Source organism: Paracoccus alkanivorans (genome assembly GCF_003697785.1).
GTDB classification, from domain to species: Bacteria; Pseudomonadota; Alphaproteobacteria; order Rhodobacterales; family Rhodobacteraceae; genus Paracoccus; species Paracoccus alkanivorans.
Genome location: NZ_QOKZ01000003.1, coordinates 236664 through 258170, shown reverse-complemented (window position 1 = coordinate 258170; position 21507 = coordinate 236664). Strand labels below are relative to the sequence as shown.

Here is a 21507-nt window from a genome sequence, read left to right as displayed (position 1 = left end):
TCATGTTTTCCGGATTGTCGCGTGGCCCGCGACCGGCTACAAGATGTCTAGTTGTATAGGACATGAGGTGAAACATGTCACGCCCTGAAACCACTCCCGATCCGATCCGCAAGGAGACGCTTGGCCTGCTGGCCCGGGCCCCGTCCGGGCGGCTGGCGCAATTGCTTCCCGAACTGCCGGAGCACGATCTGCTTCGTGCGCCCGAGATCGGCACTGTCATGGTCCGGGGGCGCGCGGGAGGCACTGGTGCACCGTTCAATCTGGGCGAAAAGACCGTCACGCGTGCCAGTGTCCGCTTGCCCTCGGGCATGGTCGGGCATGGTTATGTGCAGGGTCGCGACAAGGGTCACGCGCTGCGGGCGGCACTGATCGACGCGATGGCGCAACAGGATGCCGAAGGGGTCGAGGAGCGGATACTTGCCCCATTGCGTGACGAGGAAGTTGCCCGGCGCAAGGCCATTGCCACGCAAGCCGCCGCGACCCGCGTCGAATTCTTCACTCTGGTCCGGGGAGAGGACGAATGACCGCTTTGCATCTGTCGGCAGGGTTCAGCGATACAGCGCGCGATGGCGCCCATGCTTTCCGCGCAATCCTGACCGCCATGGCCCGCCCCGGTACGATCGCTACCCTGCAGACTGCCCCCGGTCCCGCGCCGATCTCGCCCGCCGCCGCGACGGTATTGCTGACGCTTTGCGACCGGACGACGCCGCTGCACCTGGCCGGGGCTCATGATAGCCCGGCGCTGCGGAACTGGATCGCGTTTCATTGCGCCTCGCCCCTCGTTGCGGCCGAGGATGCCGCATTCGCGCTTGGCGATTGGGCGGCGCTGCAGCCGATCGACCGCTTCGGCATCGGCACGCCGGAATATCCCGACCGGGCCGCCACGCTGATCGTGGACGGCCATGATTTCGACGCGGCGCCAACACGCCTGACCGGTCCCGGCATCCGCGACACCGCCGCGCTGGCATTGCCGGAACCACAGGCTTTTGCCGCCAATCACGCGCTGTTCCCCCTGGGCTGGGACGCGATCCTGACCTCGGGCAACCGCCTTGCCGCCCTGCCACGATCCACGGAGATTCACTGATGTATGTTGCCGTCAAAGGAGGCGAACGCGCCATCGACGCAGCCCATGCATGGCTGGATCGCAGCCGTCGCGGTCCCGTCGATCAACCCGTTCTGGACACCGCGCAGATCCGAGACCAGATGGGTCTTGCCGTCACACGGGTCATGGCCGAAGGTTCGCTCTATGATCCCGATCTTGCCGCGCTGGCAATCAAGCAGGCCTGCGGCGATCTCATCGAGGCGATCTTCCTGATCCGCGCCTATCGCACCACCTTGCCGCGTTTCGGTGCGTCAATCCCGATAGACACGGCTGCAATGCGGGTCAAACGCCGCGTTTCCGCCACGTTCAAGGACGCCCCGGGCGGGCAGATCCTTGGCCCGACCTTCGACTATACGCATCGGCTGCTGGATTTCCGGCTGATGGCGGATGGCGAGTTGCCGACGGAACCGCTGGCGGAGGGCGACGAAACCGAACCCGCCGCGACTCCGCATGTGCTGTCCTTCCTGAATCGGGACGGCTTGATCGAGGACGCGGCACCCGACGAGACCCCGCCTGCGGACCTGACCCGCGAGCCGATGGAACTGCCCGCCGACCGAGCACTGCGCCTGCAGGCACTGGCCCGAGGGGATGAGGGCTTCCTGCTCGGTCTCGCCTATTCGACGCAGCGCGGCTATGCCCGCAACCACGCCTTCGTTGGAGAGTTGCGCATCGGCATGGTTGCGGTCGAGATGGATATCCCCGAACTGGGCTTTGCCATCGAGATCGGCGAGATAGAGGTGACCGAATGCGAGACGGTGAACCAGTTCAAGGGCTCGCGCAGCGAACCCGCGCAGTTCACCCGCGGCTACGGCCTGACCTTCGGCCAGACGGAACGCAAGGCGCTGGCCATGGCGCTGGTGGACCGGGCGCTGAGATGGGAGGAACTGGGCGAAGAGGATCAGGGCGCTCCGGCGCAGGATCAGGAATTCGTGCTGTCGCATTGCGACAATATTCAGGCGACGGGCTTCCTCGAACATATCAAACTGCCGCATTACGTCGATTTTCAGGCCGAACTGGAACTGGTGCGCCGCCTGCGCGCGGGCCTGTCCGACCACGAGGAGGACGCCGCATGAGTGATCAGGCCTACAACTTCGCCTATCTCGACGAGGATACCAAGCGGATGATCCGCCGCGCCATCCTCAAGGGTATCGCCGTGCCGGGCTATCAGGTGCCTTTCGCCAGCCGAGAAATGCCGATGCCTTATGGCTGGGGTACTGGCGGCGTGCAGGTCACGGCGGCGGTCATGACGCCCGAGGATGTGCTGAAGGTCATCGATCAAGGCGCCGATGACACGACGAATGCCGTCAGCATCCGCAAGTTCTTCCAGCGAACCGCCGGGGTGGCCACCACCGAGCGCACGAGCGAGGCCACGATGATCCAGACACGCCACCGCATCCCGGAAACTCCGCTGACCAGTGACCAGATCCTTGTCTATCAGGTGCCGATCCCCGAGCCGATGCGCTTTCTTGAGCCGCGGGAGACCGAGACCCGGCGGATCCATGCGCTGGCCGATTACGGGCTGATGCAGGTCCGGCTTTACGAGGATATCGCCCGGCACGGGGAAATCGCGACCTCCTATGCCTATCCGGTCGAGGTGGCGGGACGGTATGTGATGGATCCGTCCCCGATCCCGAAATTCGACAATCCCAAGCTGGATGATTGCCCGGCGATCCAGCTTTTCGGCGCAGGCCGGGAGCAGCGCATCTATGCACTGCCGCCCTATACGCATGTTCGTAGCCTTGATTTCGAGGATCATCCTTTCAGGGCCACGAAAGCCGATCATGCCTGCGCGATTTGCGGCTCTGCTTCCAGCTATCTGGACGAGGTCATTACCGACGATGCGGGTGGGCGGATGTTCGTCTGCTCGGATACCGACTATTGCGCTCAGAATGCGAAAGGGGGTGCGTGATGTCACTGCTGGATGCCTCCGGCGGAGGTATTTGCCACAAAGAAGAAGTCCATGCCTCTTCTTCTTTGCCCAAACACCTGGATTCCGACAGCCCCCTGTTGAGCGTACGCTCCGTGGCCAAGCGATACGGCGCGCGGATCGGCTGCAAGGATATCAGTTTCGACCTGTGGCCGGGCGAGGTGTTGGGCGTTGTCGGCGAAAGCGGGTCGGGAAAATCTACCCTGCTGGGCTGCTTGTCGGGGCAGCTTCGCCCGGATGGGGGCGAGGTTCTGTTCGATACGCGGGATCGTGGCCCGGTGGACACGCTGCGGATGAGCGAGCCGCAGCGCCGCCATCTGGCGAGGACCGATTGGGCCTTCGTTCACCAGAATCCGCGGGACGGGTTGCGCATGGGGGTCAGTGCCGGCGGGAATGTCGGCGAGCGGCTGATGGCGACAGGGGCGCGGCATTACGGGCGTATTCGCGAGGCAGCCTCTGACTGGCTGGACCGGGTCGAGATCGACACAGGCCGAATCGACGACCGTCCGCGGCAATTCTCGGGCGGGATGCAGCAGCGGTTGCAGATCGCGCGCAACCTGGTCAGCGGGCCGCGGCTGGCCTTCATGGACGAACCGACCGGAGGGCTGGATGTCAGCGTTCAGGCGCGCCTGCTGGATCTGCTGCGCGGGCTGGTCCGTGACATGGGGCTTTCGGCGGTGCTGGTCACGCATGATCTGGCCGTGGTGCGCCTGCTGGCGGACCGGCTGATCGTGATGAAGGACGGTCGGGTGGTCGAGACCGGCCTGACCGATCAGGTTCTGGACGATCCGCAGCATGGCTATACCCAGTTGCTGGTCTCTTCCGTATTGCAGGTATGACGATGATCGAAGTGCAGAATGTTTCCAAGGAATTCACCCTTCACAATCAGGGCGGCGCGGTGCTGCGGGTAATGGAGGGGGCTTCGCTGACAGTGGCAAAGGGCGAATGCGTTGCGCTGACCGGGGCCTCGGGCGCGGGGAAATCCACCCTGATGCGGATGATATGGGGGAATTACCGCACCGATCACGGCATGATCCGGGTGGGCGATGCCCAGATATCGGGGGCGGAGCCGCGCCGGATCATCGCGCTGCGCCGTTCGACGCTCGGTTATGTCAGCCAGTTCCTGCGGGTCGTTCCCCGTGTTCCGACCGTACGTGTCGTGGCCGAGCCGCTGCTGGCGCTCGGGGTGGCCGAGGAGGAGGCCGAGGCGCGGGCAGCGGCGTTGCTGACGCGCCTGAATATAGGCGAGAACCTGTGGGGGTTGTCACCGACGACCTTCTCGGGCGGCGAGCAGCAGCGGGTGAATATCGCTCGTGGTTTCATTCATCCCTACCCGGCGCTTTTGCTGGACGAGCCGACAGCCAGCCTTGACGCCGCCAACCGCGAAACGGTGATGCGGCTGATCGAGGAGGCGAAGATGCGCGGTGCCGCGATCCTTGGCATCTTCCACGACGAGGCCGCGCGCGAGCGTTTGTGCGACCGGCAGGTCGACGTTGCGGGCTTCGTTCCGGGGCGGGCGGCATGACCGCCCGGGTCGTGGCGGTGGTCGGGCCGTCGGGGGCGGGCAAGGATACGCTGATGGTCCGCGCTGCCGAACGGCGCCCGGATCTGCGGCTTGTGCGCAGGATCATTACCCGTCCGGCTGAAGCGGGGGGTGAGGATTTCGATGGGGTTTCAGCGGTGGAGTTCGAGCGGATGCGGCATGACGGGCTGTTTGCCCTGGACTGGCAGGCTCATGGGTTGAGCTATGGCGTTCCGCATATCGCCGGGGACGGGATTTGGCTGGTGAACCTGTCGCGCGGTGCTCTGGCACGCGCGGCTGAAATCTTTCCCGGTCTGTCGGTCATCCATGTCGGTGCCGCGCCCGAGGTGCTCGCTGCACGTCTTGCAGATCGGGGGCGCGAAGGGGCCGAACAGATCCGGGCGCGCATTACGCGCGAGGCGGGGTTCCATCCGGGCGATCTGCCTGTCACATATATCGACAATTCCGGTGATCTCGAGGACGCGACCGCAGCCTTTATCGCCGCGCTGGATGAGGTGCTGATTCCATGATCCTGGCCAATGCTGAACTGATCCTGCCCGACCGCGTCATGCGCGGGGCGATCCATGTAGAGGACGGGAGCATCGCCGGTATAACCGAGGGCGGGGCGGTTCCCCTGGGCGCAGTGGATTGCGAGGGTGCGCATATCGCGCCGGGGCTGGTCGAACTGCACACCGACAACCTGGAGCGCCACATCCAGCCGCGTCCCGGCGTCTTCTGGCCGCATTCCGCGGCGATCTTTGCGCATGACGGCGAGCTGGCCTCTGCCGGGATTACCACGGTGCTGGATGCGGTTCGGGTGGGGTCGATTCCCGATGACGGTGCGGGCTATGCCAAATATGCCCGGCCCCTGGTCAGCGAAATCAACGCGCTCAGCGCCGCCGGCCGGACGCGGATCAGCCATTGGATTCACTTGCGGTCAGAGATTTGCAGCGAGACCCTGCTGGAGGAGCTGGCCGAGTTCGGCTCCGATGACCGGGTGCGGCTGGTCAGCCTTATGGATCACACGCCCGGGCAGCGGCAATTCCGCGATCTGAAGAAGCTGGCACAATATGTGCAGGGCAAGAAGGGGCTTAGCGATGCGGCATTCGCCGAGCATGTCGCGCGGTTGCGGGCCCTTCGCGACAAATTCGGCGAGGCGCATGAGGCCGGGGCCGTTGCGGCGGCGGCACGGATAGGCGCCACGCTGGCAAGCCATGATGACACGACTGCCGAACAGGTCGCCGCCAGCGCGGGCTATGGTATCCGGCTGGCCGAGTTCCCGACCACGGCAGAGGCCGCCCGTGCCTGCCACGATCACGGCATTGCGGTGATGATGGGTGGACCGAACCTGATCCGTGGCGGTTCTCATTCCGGGAATGTCGCGGCGGAGGAACTGGCGGGCGGGGGATGGCTGGATATCCTGTCATCGGATTATATCCCCTCCAGCCTGCTGCTGGGGGCCTGCCACCTGGCGCGGCTCTGGCAGGATTTGCCGCGTGCCTTCGCGACTGTCACCGATGCGCCGGCGCGGGCGACCGGGCTGACCGACCGGGGAAGGATCGAGCCGGGCCTGCGCGCCGACCTGATCCGCCTGACCGACCTGGACCGGACCGCGCGGCTGACCGGTGTCTGGGTTCGGGGAAAACAGGTCGGCTGACCCGTCGATCCCGGTTGCCCGGACGGCGCTGTCCCGTCAGATGACCGCCTTTTCGAAGAACGGGCGGTTTTCGATGATGCGCTCAAAACCGAGTTCGGACAGGTCGAGCGTAACGAATTCACCGTGGGCGATCAGTTCCGACACGCCGCGTCCGGTGGCCGGTGCCTGCTGCAGTCCATGACCCGAAAACCCGTTGGCAAATATGAAATTGGACATTTCGGGATGGGGCCCAACCACCATGTTGTGATCGAGGGTATTGAAGGCGTAATGCCCGGCCCACTGGTTCACGAGCTTGATCGCCTCGAAGGATTCGGAGCGCGCGGCAAGTGCAGGCCAGATTACCTCCTCGAACTCGTCATATCGTGGCTCGAAATCGTCCCAGTCCACCGCGACGTCCTCGCGCGGGGGGCAGCCGGTCAGGAAAAACCTGCCTTCGGGGCGGCAATAGGTGCCGGAAATGTCTATCATCAGTGGCAGCCGCCCGCCATTCACCCTTGCGCTGCCTTCGGGTGACCTGGCGCAATCGAAAACGAAGGATGTCCGTTTGCGCGGTTCGACCGGGATATGTAGCCCGGCCATACCTGCCGTCAGCGCGGCCCTTGGCCCCGAGGCGTTGACGATCCAGCCCGCCTGTATGATTTGTCCCGATTTCAGCGTCACCGAGTTGACGCGACCCGCGCCATGGCCGATGGCAACCACCTCATCGGTGACATATTCCGCGCCCTGCACGCGCGCCTTGGCCTTGAAGCCCTGCATCAGCCCGGTGTTGTCGAACCAACCCTCGCCCGACTGCCCGTAAGAGGCCAGCAGAATGTCGTCCACGCGCAGATGCGGAAACGCATGAGCCAGCTCATCCGGAGTCCATAACACGACATCGGCGCCACAGGCCCGCTGAACCTCGTGGTTCTCGCGCAGGGTCCGGGCGCCTTCGGGGGTGCTGGCCAGAAACAGATATCCGCCGGGATGAAAGTTCAGGTCGGGGCGGTTGTCACCGACCGCCATCGCCCCGGCAAAATTGCGGATTACCTCCGAGCCGTATTGGCTGATCCTGACATTGATTGCGTTCGAGAACTGCGTGCGGATCGAAGAGGAGGACAGGGATGTCGAGGCAGTCGCATAGGTGGGGTCGCGCTCGACGACCAGCACCGAGCCAGTGAAATCCGGGTTTGCGGTCAGGTAATATGCGACGGATGAGCCGATGACCGCCCCGCCGACGATCACCACGTCATAGCTGCTCTTCATTCGGATGTCTCGTCATCGGGATGGCCAAGATCCACGAACCAGCCGCCCAGATGCCGCGTAGCCGGTGCCTTGGGATCGAGCGGCTCGGTCCTGGCCTCGACCTGCTCACGGTAAGCGTCAGCGCTGTCCTGCGGGACATAGCCCAGATGTCCGGCCCTGGAATTGTCCACTGGCTTTTCGCGATTGTCCGACAGACCAAAGCTGATGCTGTGACCGACATGCGAGGCGGTCAGGCTGGCGCTGACCAGCCGCACGCAATCGTCATAGCTGAGCCATGACCACAGCATCCGGCGGTCCGCGGGTTCGGGGAAAGAAGAAAAGATACGCAGGCAGGCGGTCTCGATGCCGTATTTGTTCCAGTAGAGGCTGCTCAATGCCTCGACGAAGCATTTCGACACGCCATAAAGACTGTCCGGCCGCACCGGTGCATCCGTATCGATATGCGATTCCAGCTTGTGATAGCCGATGGCATGAACCGAAGAGGCATAGACCACACGTTTGACGCCATGTTTCCGGGCGCCCTCATAGATGTGATAGCTGCCGCGAATGGTGGAATCGAGCACGTCGTTCCAGACCCTCTCGCGCGAGGCGCCGCCGAAATGGACGATGGCATCAACGTCGCGCGTGGCCTCGATGGTGGCGGCCTCGTCGGACAGGTCGAAGACCAGCCCTTCCTCGTGATCCTGCAGATCCGTGATCGGGGTCCGGTCGGCAAGCCGGATGTGGTTGGCCAGCGGCACCAATCCCTTGCGAAGCTTGCTGCCCAGATCGCCCGCCGCACCCGTGATCAGAATGCGGTTATAATATTTCGCCATATCCGTTTCCTCTTGCGTTCAGTGAATACCGGCCAGGATTCCAACCCGTTTGCGGTTCAGGCATTTCCTGCGGATGTTTCCGGCGGATGTTTCCGGCGGATGAAACAACATGTGCTGCCAAACATAAAGGGGGTCGGGCCGGCATCGCCGCATTGCGAGCCTTTGTTGCCCCGCTCGCCCCGTTCCCGTCCCGACCGTGCGCAAAGCCGGCCATGGTGAGGCCGAATGCCAAGGCGATCACCGAAACCGATTGTTTCTTTTCTTCAGATCCTCCTGTTGCCAGGCTGCTTGCGCGCATCCAGCGTGCCGGTCGCGATCTCCGCCCTCTTGGCTTGGCGCCTGGAGGCCTTGCGTCTGGCGCGTTCCTTCGGTTCTGCTGCCGGGTCCGGCAGATGGCCGTTCAACTGACTGCTCCGCCTGTTTCGGTTTCGCCCTGATCCCGCAACGCGCCAAGAAAGATGCGCGGCAGTTTCAGCCAGCCGGGATTGTGCCGGAAATCGGCCGGAAGCCTGTCCAACCGGCCGCACCGCTATCCGGTCCGGACCGGGATGCATCCGTCGTTGGCTTCCGGCGAAGCGCGATCAATTCCCACTCTCCACCAGGATCCGCCCGTATTCCTCGCGCAGCTTGTTCTTCTGCACCTTGCCGGTTGCCCCGATCGGCAGCGTCTCGGCGAATACGACCCGGTCGGGCACTTGCCATTTCGCCACCTTCCCCTCGTAGCTGGCCAGCAGTTCCGCCTCCTCGACATTCGCCCCTTTGGCTCGCACGCAGATCAGCACCGGGCGCTCGTCCCATTTCGGATGATAGGCGGCGATGGCGGCGGCATTGGCGATGCCGGGATGGGCGATAGCGATATTTTCCAGATCGACCGTGGAAATCCACTCGCCGCCCGACTTGATGATGTCCTTGGCCCGGTCGCGGATGACCATGAATCCGTCCGGATCAAGCGTCGCGACATCGCCGGTATCGAACCAGCCATCCGGAGTCAGTGCGCTTTCATCCCTGCCGAAATAGCTTTCCACGATCCAGTGCCCGCGGATCTGCAGATTGCCCTGGCTCTTGCCGTCATCCGGCAACCGCGTTCCCTGCTCGTCCATGATCCGCAACTCGACCCCGAACAGGGGCCGTCCCTGCGCATGACGTAGCCTGCGTTGTTCGTCCAGCGGCAAATCGCCGTGCTTGTAAAGCAGCTTGTTCAGCGTCGCGACCGGGGCCGTCTCGGTCATCCCCCAGGCATGGATCAACTCGACCTCGAACTCCTCGCGGAACGCGTCGATCATCGAGGGCGGCAGCGCCGTTCCCCCGACGAAGGACCGCGCCAGATGCGGCAGCTTTTCGCCCGAGGAGCGCAGCGCCGCCAAGAGTCCCATCCAGATAGTCGGCACGCCGAAGGCCACGGTGACCTTCTCGTCGTTCAGCAATTTCACCAGGCTTTCGCCGTCTAGCTTCGGTCCCGGCATGACCAGCCGCGCCCCGGCCATCGCGGCGATATAGGGGACGCCCCATGCGTTCACATGGAACATCGGCACCACCGGCAGCAACGCATCCATCGCCGAGATGCAGGTCCCGTCCGCCTGGTTGGCGCCAAGCGTATGCAGCACCAGCGAGCGATGCGAATATTGCACGCCCTTCGGGTTGCCCGTGGTGCCCGAAGTATAGCACAGTGCCGCTGGCGACAGCTCGTCCAGTTCCGGCCATCGGTAATCGGGATCGCCGGTCTCGATCAGTTCGTCATAGAACAGCAGCCCCTCGATCATTCCTGCCGCTTCCTCGTCTCGGGGTCCCATCAGCACACAATGCTTCACCGTCTTGAAATGCTGGCAAAGCTGGGCGGCGGCGGGAAGGAAGGTCCGGTCGAAGAACATCACCTCGTCAGCCGCGTGATTGACGATATAGATCAACTGGTCCGGTGCCAGCCGCGGGTTGATCGTATGCGTCACCCGTCCGCCTGCGCCGACCCCGAAATAGATCTCCAGGTGACGCCGGTTATTCCAGGCGATCGTGCCGCAGCGCACGCCCGGCGACACCCCGAGCCGATCCAGCGCCGAAGCCAGCTTGCGCGCATTTGCATCCACCTCTGCCCAGGTGGTGCGCTCGATCCCGCCCGCTGTCTCGACCGAGACGATCTCGGTTCCGCCGTGATAGCAGGCGGCGTGATTGATCAGCGAGCCAGTCGTCAGCGGCTGATACATCATGGTTCCGTTCATGGTTTCTCCTCCCGTGTTCTGTCAGCGTCATACGGTGCGGTGGCCGTAAAACCGATGCCGAAATTGTTCTTGTCCTTCGGTCTGTCGTCTATGATGAAATTGATGCGATCCTGCATGCTCTGACCGACGCCCTGCAGCCCGTCCGCCGTTCCGATCCCGTGCTGGCCAGCATTACCTTGCGCCCTGGCCTGATGACCGGTCGTGTCCCGGCGATAGCGCAGCCCCACGGCGCGTTTGCCCTTGAACAGGACGTGGCTGGCCTGTGCGCCGAGGATCCCATAGTCATATTTCACGACTGCCTCTGTTTTTTTGATTATTGCTTCTTGCTGGCTTGGTATTGAATATAATTTCGCACGTCTGAACAATAAAAACGTCCAGATAAAGCAATTCAGAGTGAATCACGTCACGTCACCTTGCCCGCCGCTGGACCACAAGACCCGCGCAGCCCTATTCTGTTCGAAGGAGGAGCGATGACCGATTCCGCGGCACGAAGCGATCTTGGCACACACGAAGTTCGAAACCAGCCGCCCGCCCGGGGGGATTGTGATCTGTGGCAGGACGACATCGCACTGCGCGAAGCTGTCTCCCGCGAGGGTGGGCAGGCGGTACCTCTTGCAGAATATGGAACAACCATGGGCCGCGCCGAGATGCGCGAAGCCGGTCAAGCCGCCAATCGGCATTCTCCCGAACTGGTGCTGTTCGATCAGGGCGGGCGCAGGTTGGACGAGGTCCGTTTCCATCCGGCATGGCATCAGTTGATGCGAGCCAGCCTTGGCGCGGGTTACGCTGCGGTTGCCTGGGACGGAACTCCGGGTGGCCATGTCACCCATGCCGCCATGGTCTACTTGGCCAGCCAGGTCGAGCCGGGCCATTGCTGCCCCATGACAATGACCTATGCCGCCGTCCCGGCGCTGGCCGCCGATCCGGCTTTGGCGGCGATATGGCGGCCTCGGTTGACTGCGCGCACCTATGATCCGGGCCGTCGCCCGATAGCCGAGAAAGCCTCGGCCACCCTGGGTATGGCGATGACCGAGAAGCAGGGTGGTTCGGATCTCCGCAGTAATACCACGCAGGCCGAGCCGGATGGGGATTTCTATCGCCTGACCGGTCACAAATGGTTCTGTTCGGCCCCGATGTCGGATGGCTTCCTGACATTGGCACAGGCCCCCGGCGGGCTGACCTGCTTTCTCGTGCCGCGCTGGCTGGAAGGGGAACGGAACGGCGTCCATATCCAGCGTCTGAAGGACAAGCTGGGCAACCGGTCCAATGCTTCCTCCGAGATCGAGTATCAAAATGCCATTGCCTATCGATTGGGCGATGAGGGAACGGGCATCCGGACCATTATCGAGATGGTTCACCATACGCGCCTGGACACCGCCCTGGCCCCGGCAGGGCTGATGCGAGGCGCGATAAGTGCCGCAAACCATTGGGCAAAACATCGCAGCGCCTTTCAGAAGCGGTTGATAGACCAGCCGCTGATGCAGGCGGTCATGGCGGATCTTGCGCTGGATTGCGAAGGGGCGCTTGCGCTTGGCCTGCGGGTGGCGCGCGCCTTTGACGGCATCGGCCCGGAAGACCGCGCCTTTGCCCGGATCGGTGTGGCGCTGGCCAAGTTCCTTGGCAACAAGCGCTGTCCCATAGTGACCTACGAGGCGATGGAGGTGCTGGGCGGCATGGGTTATATCGAGGAAACCGGCCAGCCGCTTTATTACCGCGAAGCCCCCTTGAACGGCATCTGGGAAGGTTCAGGCAATGTCATCTGCCTCGATATCCTGCGCACGCTGGCCCGTGAGCCGCTGGCGGCCGACACGCTGCGCGCGGAGCTGGAGGCCGCCACCGGCGGCGACCGCCGCTACGATGCTGCGCTGAAGGCACATGCCGAGCGCTGGCCCGGCCTGCCGCCGGAAGGTGAAGCGAGGTGGTTTGCCGAGCGCACGGCCTTGTTGCTGACGGCGTCGGTGCTGATCCGCGCCGGTGTGTCCGCCGTCGCCGATGGCTTTGTCACCACCCGCATCGCGGGCGAACGCGGGCATGTCACGGGATCGCTATCCGGTCCGGTGCCGCGCGAATTGCTTGATCGGATCGGTTGATGATAAACCCGAGGCGATGAAGGCCGCTCAAACGGTCGAGTTGTTTCTTTGATCCGGTTCGGGAGTTCGTTGTCATGTCATCCGCTGCTCCGCTTGCCGGTATCGTCGTTCTCGACCTGTCGCGCATTCTTGCTGGCCCAACCGCCACTCAGGCTCTGGCCGATCTTGGTGCGGAGGTGATCAAGATCGAGCGTCCCGGCCATGGGGACGACACCCGCAAATGGGGCCCGCCTTTCGTCAGGGACAGCGATGGGCGCGAAACGAGCGAGAGCGCCTATTACCTCAGCGCCAATCGCGGCAAGAAATCGGTTGCCATCAATATTGCCGAGCCCGAGGGGCAGTCATTGATCCGCAAACTCGCCGAGAAGGCCGATATCCTGATCGAGAATTTCAAGAGCGGCGACATGGCCCGCTACGGGCTGGATTACGCCAGTCTCTCGGATGTGAACCCGCGCCTGATCTATTGCTCGATCACCGGATTCGGGCAAACCGGGCCGAATGCGCATCGCGCGGGTTACGATTTTCTTATCCAGGGCGAGGCGGGGATCATGAGCCTGACGGGCGAGGCCGATGGCCGCCCTCTCAAGGTCGGGGTGGGGATCGCCGATGTCATGTGCGGGATGTATGCGCTGACCGGCATTCTCGCGGCATTGCAGGCGCGCCACCGCAGCGGGCGGGGGCAGCATATCGATGTCTGCCTTTACGATACGCAGGTCGCGTGGCTGATCAATCAGGGCGTCGGCTATCTGACCGACGGGCAGGTTCCGCCCCGGCGCGGGAACGATCATCCGACGATCGTGCCCTATGGCGCATTCCCCGCCTCGGACGGCGAGTTCATCATCGCCATCGGCAACGATGCCCAGTTCCGCCGCTTCGTCAGCGATGCCGGGCGCGCCGAACTGGCCGATGATCCGCGTTTCGCCACGAATGCCGAACGGGTCCGTAATCGCGCCGAACTGATCCCGATCATCGAAGAGATGACCCGCATGCGTCCGGCCTCTTGCTGGCTGGAGCGGCTGGAGGCGCTCTCGGTGCCCGGTGGGCCGATCAATGATCTGCGGCAGGTGTTCGACAGCCCGCAGGTGGCGGCGCGGGATATGCGCATCAGCCTGCCGCATCCCCTTGCGGGTGGCGGAAATGTCGACCTGATCGGCAACCCGCTGAAATTCAGCGATACGCCGGTGCATTATGGCAACGCGCCGCCGCTGTTGGGTCAGCATACTGCCGAGGTGCTGCGGGATCATCTGGGGCTGGCCCGGCAGGAGCTTGACCGCCTGAAAGCCTCGGGCGTGATCGGAGAGATGGAATGACAAATCGGACAGGCGCCGAGATCATCGGCCGGGTGCTGGCGGATGCCGGGGCGACGCGCGCTTTCGGCGTGCCGGGCGGTGAGGTGCTGGCGCTGATCGAAGGGCTGGACCGGGCCGGTGTGCGTTTCACGCTGGTGCGGCACGAGAATGCCGGGGGCTTCTTTGCCGAGGGGCATTGGCATGTGACAGGCGACCTGCCGGTGCTGGTCGCGACTCTCGGGCCGGGCGTTGCCAATGCCGTCAATGTGGTGGCCAACGCGATGCAGGACCGGGTGCCGTTGATCTTCCTGACCGGCTGCGTCGACGCGGCTGAAGCCGAGTGCTATACCCACCAGGTCTTCGACCACCAGGCCCTGTTGCGTCCGGTGGTAAAGGCCAGTTTCCGGGCGGTCGGAGGGGCCGTCGGGGCGGTGATGGAAAAGGCGATCACGATTGCCAGGTCGGGCCAGCCGGGGCCGGTGCATATCGATGTTCCGATCTCGGTGGCCGAGGGGGAGAGCGACGAACCGCCGTTGCGGGCTTTGCCCTTCACGCTGCCCTCGGTGCCCCATCACTCGGATTTGGAGCGTATCCGCAAGGTGCTGGCGGGCTCGGTCAGGCCGCTGATGATCGCCGGGGTGGATGCCGTCAACGATGGCGCGGGTCCGGCTATCGCCAGTTTCTGCCGCCAGCACCGGATACCGCTGATCACCAGCTACAAGGGCAAGGGGTTGATGGACGAGACCGATCCGCTTTGCCTTGGGGGGGCGGGGCTGTCTCCGCGTGCAGACAAGGTCCTGATGCCGCTGATCTCCGAGGCGGACCTGGTCCTTTTGGCGGGCTACGATCCCATCGAGATGCGGATCGGCTGGCGCGATCCGTGGGGCGATGATGCCCGCGTGATCGAGATTGCCCCCGTTCCGCGCACGCATGGGATGCACCGCGCCGATGAGACGCTGATCGGTGATGTCGGCATGACATTGGAGGCACTGCACCACGATGCCCCCGCCCGCTGGTCATCGGAGCGGCCGGCCCAGGCCCGCGAGGCCCTGGCGCAGTCCTTTGCCGGGCCGGAGGGATGGGGACCGCATCAGGTGTTCCGGACCCTGCGCCAGATCATGCCGCCGCAGACCGTCGTGACAGCGGATTCGGGCGCGCATCGTATCCTTGCCAGCCAGATCTGGACCTGCCCGGAGCCGCGCCTGATGCTGCAATCCAGTGCGCTATGCACGATGGCTTGCGCATTACCCCTGGCGGCGGGTGCGTGCCTGGGGCGTCCCGAAACACCCGTTTTGGCCATATTGGGCGATGGCGGGCTGGAAATGGGGGCGGGTGATCTGGCCACTCTGCGCGATCTGAAGCTGCCCGTCATCCTGGCGGTGCTGGTCGATGGCTCGCTTTCGCTGATCGAGATGAAGCAGAGGGCGGGGCAGCGTCCCAATCTGGGCGTCGATTTCGGCGGTGTGACCGATTATCCCGCACTGGCGCAAGCCTTTGGCGGGCACGGGGTCTGGATCGACGATGCCACCAGCCTTGCAGCCGAAGCAGGCGCTGCGCTTGAACGGGACCATTTCACGTTGCTGGCCATTCGTATCGGGCCACGCGCCTATGACGGGGCTTTCTGAAACGGTCGAAACAGAAAGAAACCGGCGAAATCCGGCTGTTGGCGGCATGCTGCGGAAACCAACGCCATCCTGCGGCGTTTATCCAACCATTACCCGTTGGAGGTTCGAGCGATCGGGAAAAACGTAGATGACCTGTAACGATCCCTTCTGCCCGTCGAACTGGTTAGCAAGTAACCCCGGTTTCGCCTGAAGTGTTCAGAGCGTCCGGGCCGGTAATCAGGAGAGCAGAAATGATACATGCGACAGACCTGTCGGGCATCGGCGTGTCGCTGGACAGGCAGCATATTCCTACATGGAACCGTGTCGTGACCGGGATCCTGTCTCATGGCGAATCCACCGCGGCCGACCTGAACGAGGTGATCGCGAAAGCCCCGGATTTCGCGCTGGCGCAGGCGGTTCGCGGGCTGGCCTGCCTGCTGCTGGGCCGGCCCGAGATGTTCGCCGTCGCGCAAGAGGCATATCGCGAGGCTTTGGCCGCAGCGAAACGATTGCCTCCCACAGCCGCCGAGACGGGATTCATCGACGCCCTCGGGCTGTGGCTGCAGGGCTGCCCGAGCGCTGCCGCCGACCGTCTGCAGCGGGTGCTGGACGACGATCCCCGCGATGCGCTGGCGATGAAGATGGTTCAGGCGATCCAGTTCGTGATGGGCCGGCCCGATGTCATGCGCCGCTCTGCCGAGGCTCTGCTGCCGCATTGGGAAGGGCACGCGGCAAAGGGTTATCTTCTGGGCTGCCATGCATTCACGCTTGAGGAAACCGGCGAATATGCGCTGGCCGAGCGTGCCGGTATGCGGGCGGTCGAACTGGCCCCGAACGATGCCTGGGGGTTACATGCGGTGGCCCATGTCTATGACACGACCGGACGGGCGCAGGAGGGGCTGGATTGGTTGCATGGGCGCGAGGCGTCATGGGCGCATTGCAACAATTTCCGCTTTCACGTCTGGTGGCATCAGGCGCTGATGTATCTTGATCTCGGCGATTTCGACGCGGCACTGGACCTGTATGACACCGAGATTCGGCGCGAGAAGACCGATGATTACCGCGATATCGCCAATGCGACCTCGCTGCTGGCCCGGCTGGAGATCGAGGGAATTGCCGTCGGCGACCGGTGGGAAGAGGTCGCTGATCTTTCGGACAGGCGGGCCGGGGATGGATGTCTGGCTTTTGCGGATTTGCATTATCTGCTGGCGCTCATCGGCGGCAAGCGCGAAGGGGCAGCGGCACGGCTCATCGGCAACATGGCCAGGGCGCGCGCCTCTGACGGAGAGGCGAAGGCGATTATCGGGCGGAACGGGCACAACACTGCGCTTGGCCTGCAGGCCTATGCCGCGGGGAATTACAGTGCGTCCTGGCTGCATCTGCGCAAGGCGCTGTCGGATCTGCAGGTGATCGGAGGCAGTCATGCGCAGCGCGACGTGTTCACTCGCATCGCCATCGAGGCAGGGCTGCGCGGCGGCTATCTGGACGAGACCGAGAATTTGCTGAATGAACGGATCAACGCACGCGGCGGCCATCAGGACGGGTATACAGGGCGCAGGTTGGAGTTTCTCGCCTCCGTCAGGGCATCTGCGCGCGAAACCCAAATCCGTTCGTCCGGGATCGAGGAAGCCATATGAGTGCCGCAATATCCGCCTCCAGCACTTCGGCAAAACCGGCGCGGGACCCGCGCCTGGATTTCTTCCGTGGGGTAGGGATGTATATCATCCTGATCGCCCATATCAGCGGCAATCCCTGGACCCTTTGGATCCCGGCCCGTTTCGGCTTTTCCGACGCGACCGAGATTTTCGTGTTCTGTTCGGGGATGGCCTCGGCCATCGCCTTCGGGAGTATCTTCCGCAAGGCGGGCTGGATGATGGGAACGCTGCGCATCATGCATCGCGTCTGGCAGGTCTATTGGGCGCATATCGGCGTCTTCGTGACCGGGTTGTTCGCGATGCTGGTGCTGAATATGACCGGCTGGTTCGAAAAGGATTACGTGGGTTCACTGAATCTCTATCCCTTTCTTAACAATCCGGGGCCGAACACGGTCGGGCTGATGACCCTGACCTATGTGCCGAATTATTTCGATATCCTGCCGATGTATCTGGTGATCCTGGCCATGCTGCCGCTGGTCATGGCGTTGGCCCGTGTCCATCCCTTTGCCGCGATTGGGTTCTGCGCCGCCCTGTGGCTGGTGACGAGCGTAACGGGCTTCGGTTTTCCGGCCGAATACTGGTTCGAAAACTCCAGCACGCGGCAATGGTTCTTCAACCCTTTCGCCTGGCAACTGATCTTCTTTACCGGTTTCGCCTTCATGGCGGGCTGGCTGCCTGCACCGCCCGTCAACCGTGTGCTGATCCTGCTGGCACTGATCGTCGTTCTCATGACGATTCCCTTCGCCTGGTTCAGGATATACAGGGAATACGATTTCATCCGCGAATGGCGGGGAGACTGGAGTTTCCTCTTTACCAAGACGGATTTCGGCATTCTTCGCTATATCCACTTCCTCAGCCTCGCCTATCTGGCGTGGCTTGCGGCGGGCCCGGACGGTTCCCGCCTGTCCGGCGGACGGTGGTGGAACGCCATGGTCGGGGTGATCCGCAAGGTCGGGCAACAATCGCTGGCGGTGTTCATGACGTCGATGATCCTCGCGCGGCTATTGGGCGTTCTTTTCGACGTGTTCGGGCGCAGCATGCTGAATGCGGCGGTCGTCAATCTGCTTGGCGCGGCGATCATTACAGGGGTGGCCTATTTTGTCGCCTATCTGAAACGACAGCCATGGCGTCAGGCAGCAAGCCCGGCTGCGCTGTCCCGGCAACCCGTCGTGACAGCCGGCATATCGGGCATATGATAAGCAAAGGATCGTGATGCAGAGACGACAGGTAATTTCTTCGGCGGCGCTTGCCTCTTTGGGCTGGATGTCGGGCTGGCCGGTTCGGGCGAATAACCATGATTCAGCCGGTGCGAAGCGGCCAGAGGGTCAGCATGAGCCAGTGGCGCTTGGCGAGCCGCTGCCGTTCGGCACCGATATCCTGCGTGACAAGGCGGAAGAACTGGCCTCGCGCCCCTATGATCCTCCGCAGAAGGTGCCCTTGCCCTGGCGTGAACTCAACTATGACCAGTATCGCGGCATCTGGTTCGATGAGAGGCATGCCCTTTGGCGCGATACCGGCCGGGCGGCGGTCGTCGATTTCTTTCCTGCAGGTTATCTGTTCGACCGTCCCGTCGCGATCAATGCCGTGGCCGACGGGCAGGCCCGACCGGTCCTGTTCGACCTGAATACCTTCGACAAGACGGACCAGTTTCCCGACCTGTCGGCCCAGGGTATGGGATTCTCCGGCTTCCGTCTCAGGGGTGAGCTGGAAATATCCGGCGTGTTCCAGGAATATGCCGTCTTTCAGGGGGCAAGCTACTTCCGGGCGCTCGCGCGGGGACAGGTCTATGGTCTGTCGGCACGCGGGCTTGCGCTTGGCACCGGCAGCCCCGAAGGTGAAGAGTTTCCTATCTTCCGAGAATTCTGGATCGAGGCGGCTGAACCCAGTGCACCAATGGTCACGGTTCATGCGCTGCTGGACAGTCCGAGTGTGACCGGGGCTTACAGCTTTAACATATTCAAGGGCGAACAGACCCGGATGGAAGTTCAGTGCACCCTGTTCCCCCGCGTCGATCTGACCGCGGCGGGGATTGCTGCGGGGACTTCGATGTTTCTCTTCGACCAGACCAATCGCACGCGCTTTGACGATTTTCGCGAAGCGGTGCATGACAGCGACGGTTTGCTGATGGTGAATGGCGCGGGCGAGCAGATCTGGCGTCCGCTGTCGAATCCGCCAGAGCTTGGTATCAGCCATTTCGTGGATAGCGGTACGCGGGGGTTCGGGCTGATGCAGAGAGCCCGCGAAACCGATGATTTCGCCGACCTTCAGGCATATTACGAACGCCGCCCGTCGCTTTGGGTCGAACCGATGGGCTCTTGGGGGCCGGGGCAGGTCGTGCTGGTGGAAATCCCGACGGACAAGGAGGTCTATGACAATATCGTGGCTTTCTGGCGTCCGGCCGAGCCGCTGCGTGCGGGGCGCGCGCATCATTTTGCATACCGGCTTCACTGGTGCGCGGCCGCTCCGCTGGATGGCACCGTCGCGCAGGTTCTGAATACCCGGTCCGGCCGGCACATATTCGAGCAAGGTCGTATCTTCACCATCGATTTTGCCGAACATTCGGCGCTTGGCTCCGATCCCGCGAAACTCGAGGCGCGCGTGCATTCGCGCAACGGGAAGATCAGCAACCCGACCGTCGAATACAATCCCGGAACCGGAGGTATGCGCCTGGCCTTCATGCTGGATGCCGCCGATGGCGCCAGACCCGAGATACGGGCCGAACTGCTCCGCAATGATATGCGTGTCAGCGAGGTCTGGCTTTATCGTTGGAGCGGCTGAGACGATGTCCGGGGACATTCGGTGCCACTACTTTGCCCTTGCCTTCACGCTGATCCTGGTTGCGGGGCTGCCGAATATGTCACGGGCGGGCTGCGCGGGCGATGACATGCCCTGTCGGCTGGATGCCGCCACGGATGGCGGAACATATCATCTCGTTCTGCCGGATGGGCAGGCTCCGCCGAACGGCTGGCCCGCGGTCCTCTTCTTGCATGGCTGGGGGAGCGAGGGTGCCGCCATCATGCGCAATGACGGCATGACAGACACCCTGACCGGGCGGGGCTATGCGGTGATTGCGCCCGATGGCACGCCACGGGAAGGGCGGAACGGCAGAGGCTGGCTGTTCCATCCCGGCAATCGCGACGGGCGGGACGAGGGAGCCTTTCTGCGCGGAGTTGCCGATGACGCGGCGGAGAAGTTCGGATTGGATCGTGACAGAATGGTGCTTGCCGGTTTTTCCATCGGCGGTTCCATGGCCAGCTACATCGCCTGTGAAACGCCGGATAGTTTCAGCGCCTACGCCCCGGTTGCGGGCAGTTTCTGGCGTCCGCATCCAAAGGAATGTGCTGCTCCGGTGCGGCTGTTTCACACTCATGGCTGGGCCGACGAAACGGTGCCGCTGGAGGGGCGTTCGGTGGGCGGTGGCACCCTCGCGCAAGGCGATGTCTTTGCCGCCATGGAGATCTGGCGTGACACGAATCTGTGCCGCAAACCAAATCCCGACAGCTTTGCCCGCAAGGGCGATTTCATGATCCGTAGCTGGACCGGATGCGCCGCCGGTGCCTCGCTTGTATTCGCGCTGCATCCCGGTGGGCATACCGTCCCATCGGGATGGGGCGGCATGATGCTGGATTGGTACGAGACCGGCGACCGGTGAGCCTCGCGGCTATTCGGGCTGTCGCAACAAATCGATCTGCGACACAGGTGCCGATGCGTCATTCGCGAAAATCAACTCGGGACCATCAGACCCGGTTCTGACCCCTTCGATCAGGGCATAGACACCGACATCGCTGGTGGCGATTACCTCACCATCCCGCCGGCTTTCGAGACGGAACGAATACCGCCCATCGGGTAGCTTCTGCCCCGAAGCGTTTCGCCCATACCAATCGACCTGACCGATGCCCGGACCTATCGGTTCGCGCAATATCTCGCGTCCGGAGGCGTCTATCGCGATCAGCTCGACATCATCGGCAAGAGGATGGGGGGCGATGTCCAAGGTCAGTGCTTCGGATCCGAACCAGACCGGAGCGGTGGTGCGTGCTTCCTTGCCGATCCAGCCGGCGGCCTGGTTAAACCCGCCGGATCCGTTCTGCGCGATCATCTCGCCCAGCAGCTTGTTCGTAAGTGCCTGCTGCTCCACGCCGGAGAATGTCGCAAGTTGCACCGCGAATTCGCTTCCCTCCATGGGGTTGAGCGGATCCTGGTTCTGGAGCTGTGTGGTCAGCAGTTTGAGGAAGGTGGTGAAATCGGCATTCGTGCCGACCGCCGTCGATCCGGTCGAGGGTGATGTGGTGGCATTGCCTGCAGTATTCGTGTCTGCCGTCCCCGCTCCGGTCGAGGGTGACTTGGTAGCACCGCTTGCAGTTGTGTTGCCCGTGACCGCAGTCATGCGCGCCTCC

At 63.3% G+C, this 21507-nt stretch carries 20 protein-coding genes; 15 read left to right on the top strand and 5 right to left on the bottom strand.

Translation table 11 applies throughout. From position 1 onward, the window contains the following. The first annotated feature begins 74 nt into the window (after positions 1-74). The 8 genes from phnG to C9E81_RS09425 all read left to right on the top strand — a co-directional run bounded on the left by phnG (position 75) and on the right by C9E81_RS09425 (position 6208). Complete coding sequence (phnG, locus tag C9E81_RS09460; RefSeq protein WP_122112078.1) at positions 75-524, top strand: phosphonate C-P lyase system protein PhnG; 450 nt, start codon at positions 75-77, stop codon at positions 522-524. Beyond that, positions 521-1084 (top strand): phosphonate C-P lyase system protein PhnH, encoded by a 564-nt coding sequence (gene phnH, locus C9E81_RS09455; protein WP_122112077.1) that lies wholly within the window; start codon positions 521-523, stop codon positions 1082-1084. The genes phnG and phnH overlap by 4 nt, the downstream gene beginning before the upstream one ends. Beyond that, a complete protein-coding gene (locus C9E81_RS09450; RefSeq protein ID WP_122112076.1) occupies positions 1084-2175 on the top strand; it encodes a carbon-phosphorus lyase complex subunit in 1092 nt (363 codons plus the stop codon). Before phnH ends, C9E81_RS09450 begins: the two co-directional genes overlap by 1 nt. After that, entirely contained in the window at positions 2172-3011 is an 840-nt protein-coding gene (locus C9E81_RS09445) for an alpha-D-ribose 1-methylphosphonate 5-phosphate C-P-lyase PhnJ (protein ID WP_122112075.1), read from the top strand. Before C9E81_RS09450 ends, C9E81_RS09445 begins: the two co-directional genes overlap by 4 nt. Before the next feature lie 77 nt (positions 3012-3088). Continuing rightward, a complete protein-coding gene (phnK, locus tag C9E81_RS09440; RefSeq protein ID WP_243698619.1) occupies positions 3089-3868 on the top strand; it encodes a phosphonate C-P lyase system protein PhnK in 780 nt (259 codons plus the stop codon). A 2-nt stretch (positions 3869-3870) separates the two neighbouring features. Continuing rightward, positions 3871-4554, top strand: a complete 684-nt coding sequence (gene phnL / locus C9E81_RS09435; protein WP_122112073.1) for a phosphonate C-P lyase system protein PhnL — start codon at positions 3871-3873, stop codon at positions 4552-4554. After that, entirely contained in the window at positions 4551-5081 is a 531-nt protein-coding gene (gene phnN / locus C9E81_RS09430) for a phosphonate metabolism protein/1,5-bisphosphokinase (PRPP-forming) PhnN (RefSeq protein ID WP_122112072.1), read from the top strand. The genes phnL and phnN overlap by 4 nt, the downstream gene beginning before the upstream one ends. Next, positions 5078-6208 (top strand): alpha-D-ribose 1-methylphosphonate 5-triphosphate diphosphatase, encoded by a 1131-nt coding sequence (locus tag C9E81_RS09425; RefSeq protein WP_122112071.1) that lies wholly within the window; start codon positions 5078-5080, stop codon positions 6206-6208. Before phnN ends, C9E81_RS09425 begins: the two co-directional genes overlap by 4 nt. A 36-nt stretch (positions 6209-6244) precedes the next feature. Here C9E81_RS09425 and C9E81_RS09420 read toward each other — a convergent pair whose 3' ends face one another. The 4 genes from C9E81_RS09420 to C9E81_RS09405 form a co-directional block, all read right to left on the bottom strand. After that, positions 6245-7450 carry an NAD(P)/FAD-dependent oxidoreductase gene (locus C9E81_RS09420; RefSeq protein ID WP_122112070.1) on the bottom strand — a complete coding sequence of 402 codons (1206 nt, stop codon included), beginning with the start codon at positions 7448-7450 and terminating at the stop codon, positions 6245-6247. Then, positions 7447-8265, bottom strand: a complete 819-nt coding sequence (locus C9E81_RS09415; RefSeq protein WP_122112069.1) for an NAD-dependent epimerase/dehydratase family protein — start codon at positions 8263-8265, stop codon at positions 7447-7449. The genes C9E81_RS09420 and C9E81_RS09415 overlap by 4 nt, the downstream gene beginning before the upstream one ends. Positions 8266-8846: 581 nt before the next feature. Next, a complete protein-coding gene (locus C9E81_RS09410; protein WP_122112068.1) occupies positions 8847-10475 on the bottom strand; it encodes a long-chain-fatty-acid--CoA ligase in 1629 nt (542 codons plus the stop codon). Beyond that, the gene (locus tag C9E81_RS09405; RefSeq protein WP_122112067.1) at positions 10472-10768 is read right to left on the bottom strand and encodes a hypothetical protein; all 297 of its coding nucleotides are present in this window, start codon (positions 10766-10768) and stop codon (positions 10472-10474) included. The genes C9E81_RS09410 and C9E81_RS09405 overlap by 4 nt, the downstream gene beginning before the upstream one ends. Before the next feature lie 177 nt (positions 10769-10945). On the opposite strand from C9E81_RS09405, the gene C9E81_RS09400 reads away from it, so the two are divergent. From C9E81_RS09400 to C9E81_RS09370, 7 genes are all read left to right on the top strand, one after another. Beyond that, positions 10946-12565 carry an acyl-CoA dehydrogenase family protein gene (locus C9E81_RS09400; RefSeq protein WP_122112066.1) on the top strand — a complete coding sequence of 540 codons (1620 nt, stop codon included), beginning with the start codon at positions 10946-10948 and terminating at the stop codon, positions 12563-12565. 74 nt (positions 12566-12639) lie between these two features. After that, positions 12640-13875, top strand: coding sequence for a CaiB/BaiF CoA transferase family protein (locus C9E81_RS09395; RefSeq protein ID WP_122112065.1), 1236 nt, complete (start codon positions 12640-12642; stop codon positions 13873-13875). Beyond that, the gene (locus tag C9E81_RS09390) at positions 13872-15479 is read left to right on the top strand and encodes a thiamine pyrophosphate-binding protein (RefSeq protein ID WP_122112064.1); all 1608 of its coding nucleotides are present in this window, start codon (positions 13872-13874) and stop codon (positions 15477-15479) included. Before C9E81_RS09395 ends, C9E81_RS09390 begins: the two co-directional genes overlap by 4 nt. 230 nt (positions 15480-15709) lie before the next feature. Beyond that, the gene (locus tag C9E81_RS09385; protein ID WP_122112063.1) at positions 15710-17095 is read left to right on the top strand and encodes a tetratricopeptide repeat protein; all 1386 of its coding nucleotides are present in this window, start codon (positions 15710-15712) and stop codon (positions 17093-17095) included. Beyond that, positions 17092-18309, top strand: a complete 1218-nt coding sequence (locus C9E81_RS09380) for an OpgC family protein (protein WP_122112062.1) — start codon at positions 17092-17094, stop codon at positions 18307-18309. Before C9E81_RS09385 ends, C9E81_RS09380 begins: the two co-directional genes overlap by 4 nt. A gap of 16 nt (positions 18310-18325) precedes the next feature. Further along, positions 18326-19891: an OpgD/OpgG family glucan biosynthesis protein gene (locus tag C9E81_RS09375; RefSeq protein WP_243698618.1), complete on the top strand. Its 1566-nt coding sequence runs from the start codon at positions 18326-18328 to the stop codon at positions 19889-19891. 4 nt (positions 19892-19895) lie between these two features. Further along, complete coding sequence (locus tag C9E81_RS09370) at positions 19896-20765, top strand: CE1 family esterase (RefSeq protein WP_122112060.1); 870 nt, start codon at positions 19896-19898, stop codon at positions 20763-20765. 9 nt (positions 20766-20774) lie between these two features. Here C9E81_RS09370 and C9E81_RS09365 read toward each other — a convergent pair whose 3' ends face one another. After that, complete coding sequence (locus C9E81_RS09365; protein WP_122112059.1) at positions 20775-21497, bottom strand: flagellar hook capping FlgD N-terminal domain-containing protein; 723 nt, start codon at positions 21495-21497, stop codon at positions 20775-20777. Positions 21498-21507 lie beyond the last annotated feature (10 nt).

Excerpts from the sequence above, each read along its gene's own strand:
- phnG (WP_122112078.1), top strand. The coding sequence starts at position 75 with ATGTCACGCCCTGAAACCACTCCCGATCCGATCCGCAAGGAGACGCTT.
- phnH (WP_122112077.1), top strand. The coding sequence starts at position 521 with ATGACCGCTTTGCATCTGTCGGCAGGGTTCAGCGATACAGCGCGCGAT.
- C9E81_RS09450 (WP_122112076.1), top strand. The coding sequence starts at position 1,084 with ATGTATGTTGCCGTCAAAGGAGGCGAACGCGCCATCGACGCAGCCCAT.
- C9E81_RS09445 (WP_122112075.1), top strand. The coding sequence starts at position 2,172 with ATGAGTGATCAGGCCTACAACTTCGCCTATCTCGACGAGGATACCAAG.
- phnL (WP_122112073.1), top strand. The coding sequence starts at position 3,871 with ATGATCGAAGTGCAGAATGTTTCCAAGGAATTCACCCTTCACAATCAG.
- phnN (WP_122112072.1), top strand. The coding sequence starts at position 4,551 with ATGACCGCCCGGGTCGTGGCGGTGGTCGGGCCGTCGGGGGCGGGCAAG.
- C9E81_RS09425 (WP_122112071.1), top strand. The coding sequence starts at position 5,078 with ATGATCCTGGCCAATGCTGAACTGATCCTGCCCGACCGCGTCATGCGC.
- C9E81_RS09420 (WP_122112070.1), bottom strand. The coding sequence starts at position 7,450 with ATGAAGAGCAGCTATGACGTGGTGATCGTCGGCGGGGCGGTCATCGGC.
- C9E81_RS09415 (WP_122112069.1), bottom strand. The coding sequence starts at position 8,265 with ATGGCGAAATATTATAACCGCATTCTGATCACGGGTGCGGCGGGCGAT.
- C9E81_RS09410 (WP_122112068.1), bottom strand. The coding sequence starts at position 10,475 with ATGAACGGAACCATGATGTATCAGCCGCTGACGACTGGCTCGCTGATC.
- C9E81_RS09400 (WP_122112066.1), top strand. The coding sequence starts at position 10,946 with ATGACCGATTCCGCGGCACGAAGCGATCTTGGCACACACGAAGTTCGA.
- C9E81_RS09395 (WP_122112065.1), top strand. The coding sequence starts at position 12,640 with ATGTCATCCGCTGCTCCGCTTGCCGGTATCGTCGTTCTCGACCTGTCG.
- C9E81_RS09390 (WP_122112064.1), top strand. The coding sequence starts at position 13,872 with ATGACAAATCGGACAGGCGCCGAGATCATCGGCCGGGTGCTGGCGGAT.
- C9E81_RS09385 (WP_122112063.1), top strand. The coding sequence starts at position 15,710 with ATGATACATGCGACAGACCTGTCGGGCATCGGCGTGTCGCTGGACAGG.
- C9E81_RS09380 (WP_122112062.1), top strand. The coding sequence starts at position 17,092 with ATGAGTGCCGCAATATCCGCCTCCAGCACTTCGGCAAAACCGGCGCGG.
- C9E81_RS09375 (WP_243698618.1), top strand. The coding sequence starts at position 18,326 with ATGCAGAGACGACAGGTAATTTCTTCGGCGGCGCTTGCCTCTTTGGGC.
- C9E81_RS09370 (WP_122112060.1), top strand. The coding sequence starts at position 19,896 with ATGTCCGGGGACATTCGGTGCCACTACTTTGCCCTTGCCTTCACGCTG.
- C9E81_RS09365 (WP_122112059.1), bottom strand. The coding sequence starts at position 21,497 with ATGACTGCGGTCACGGGCAACACAACTGCAAGCGGTGCTACCAAGTCA.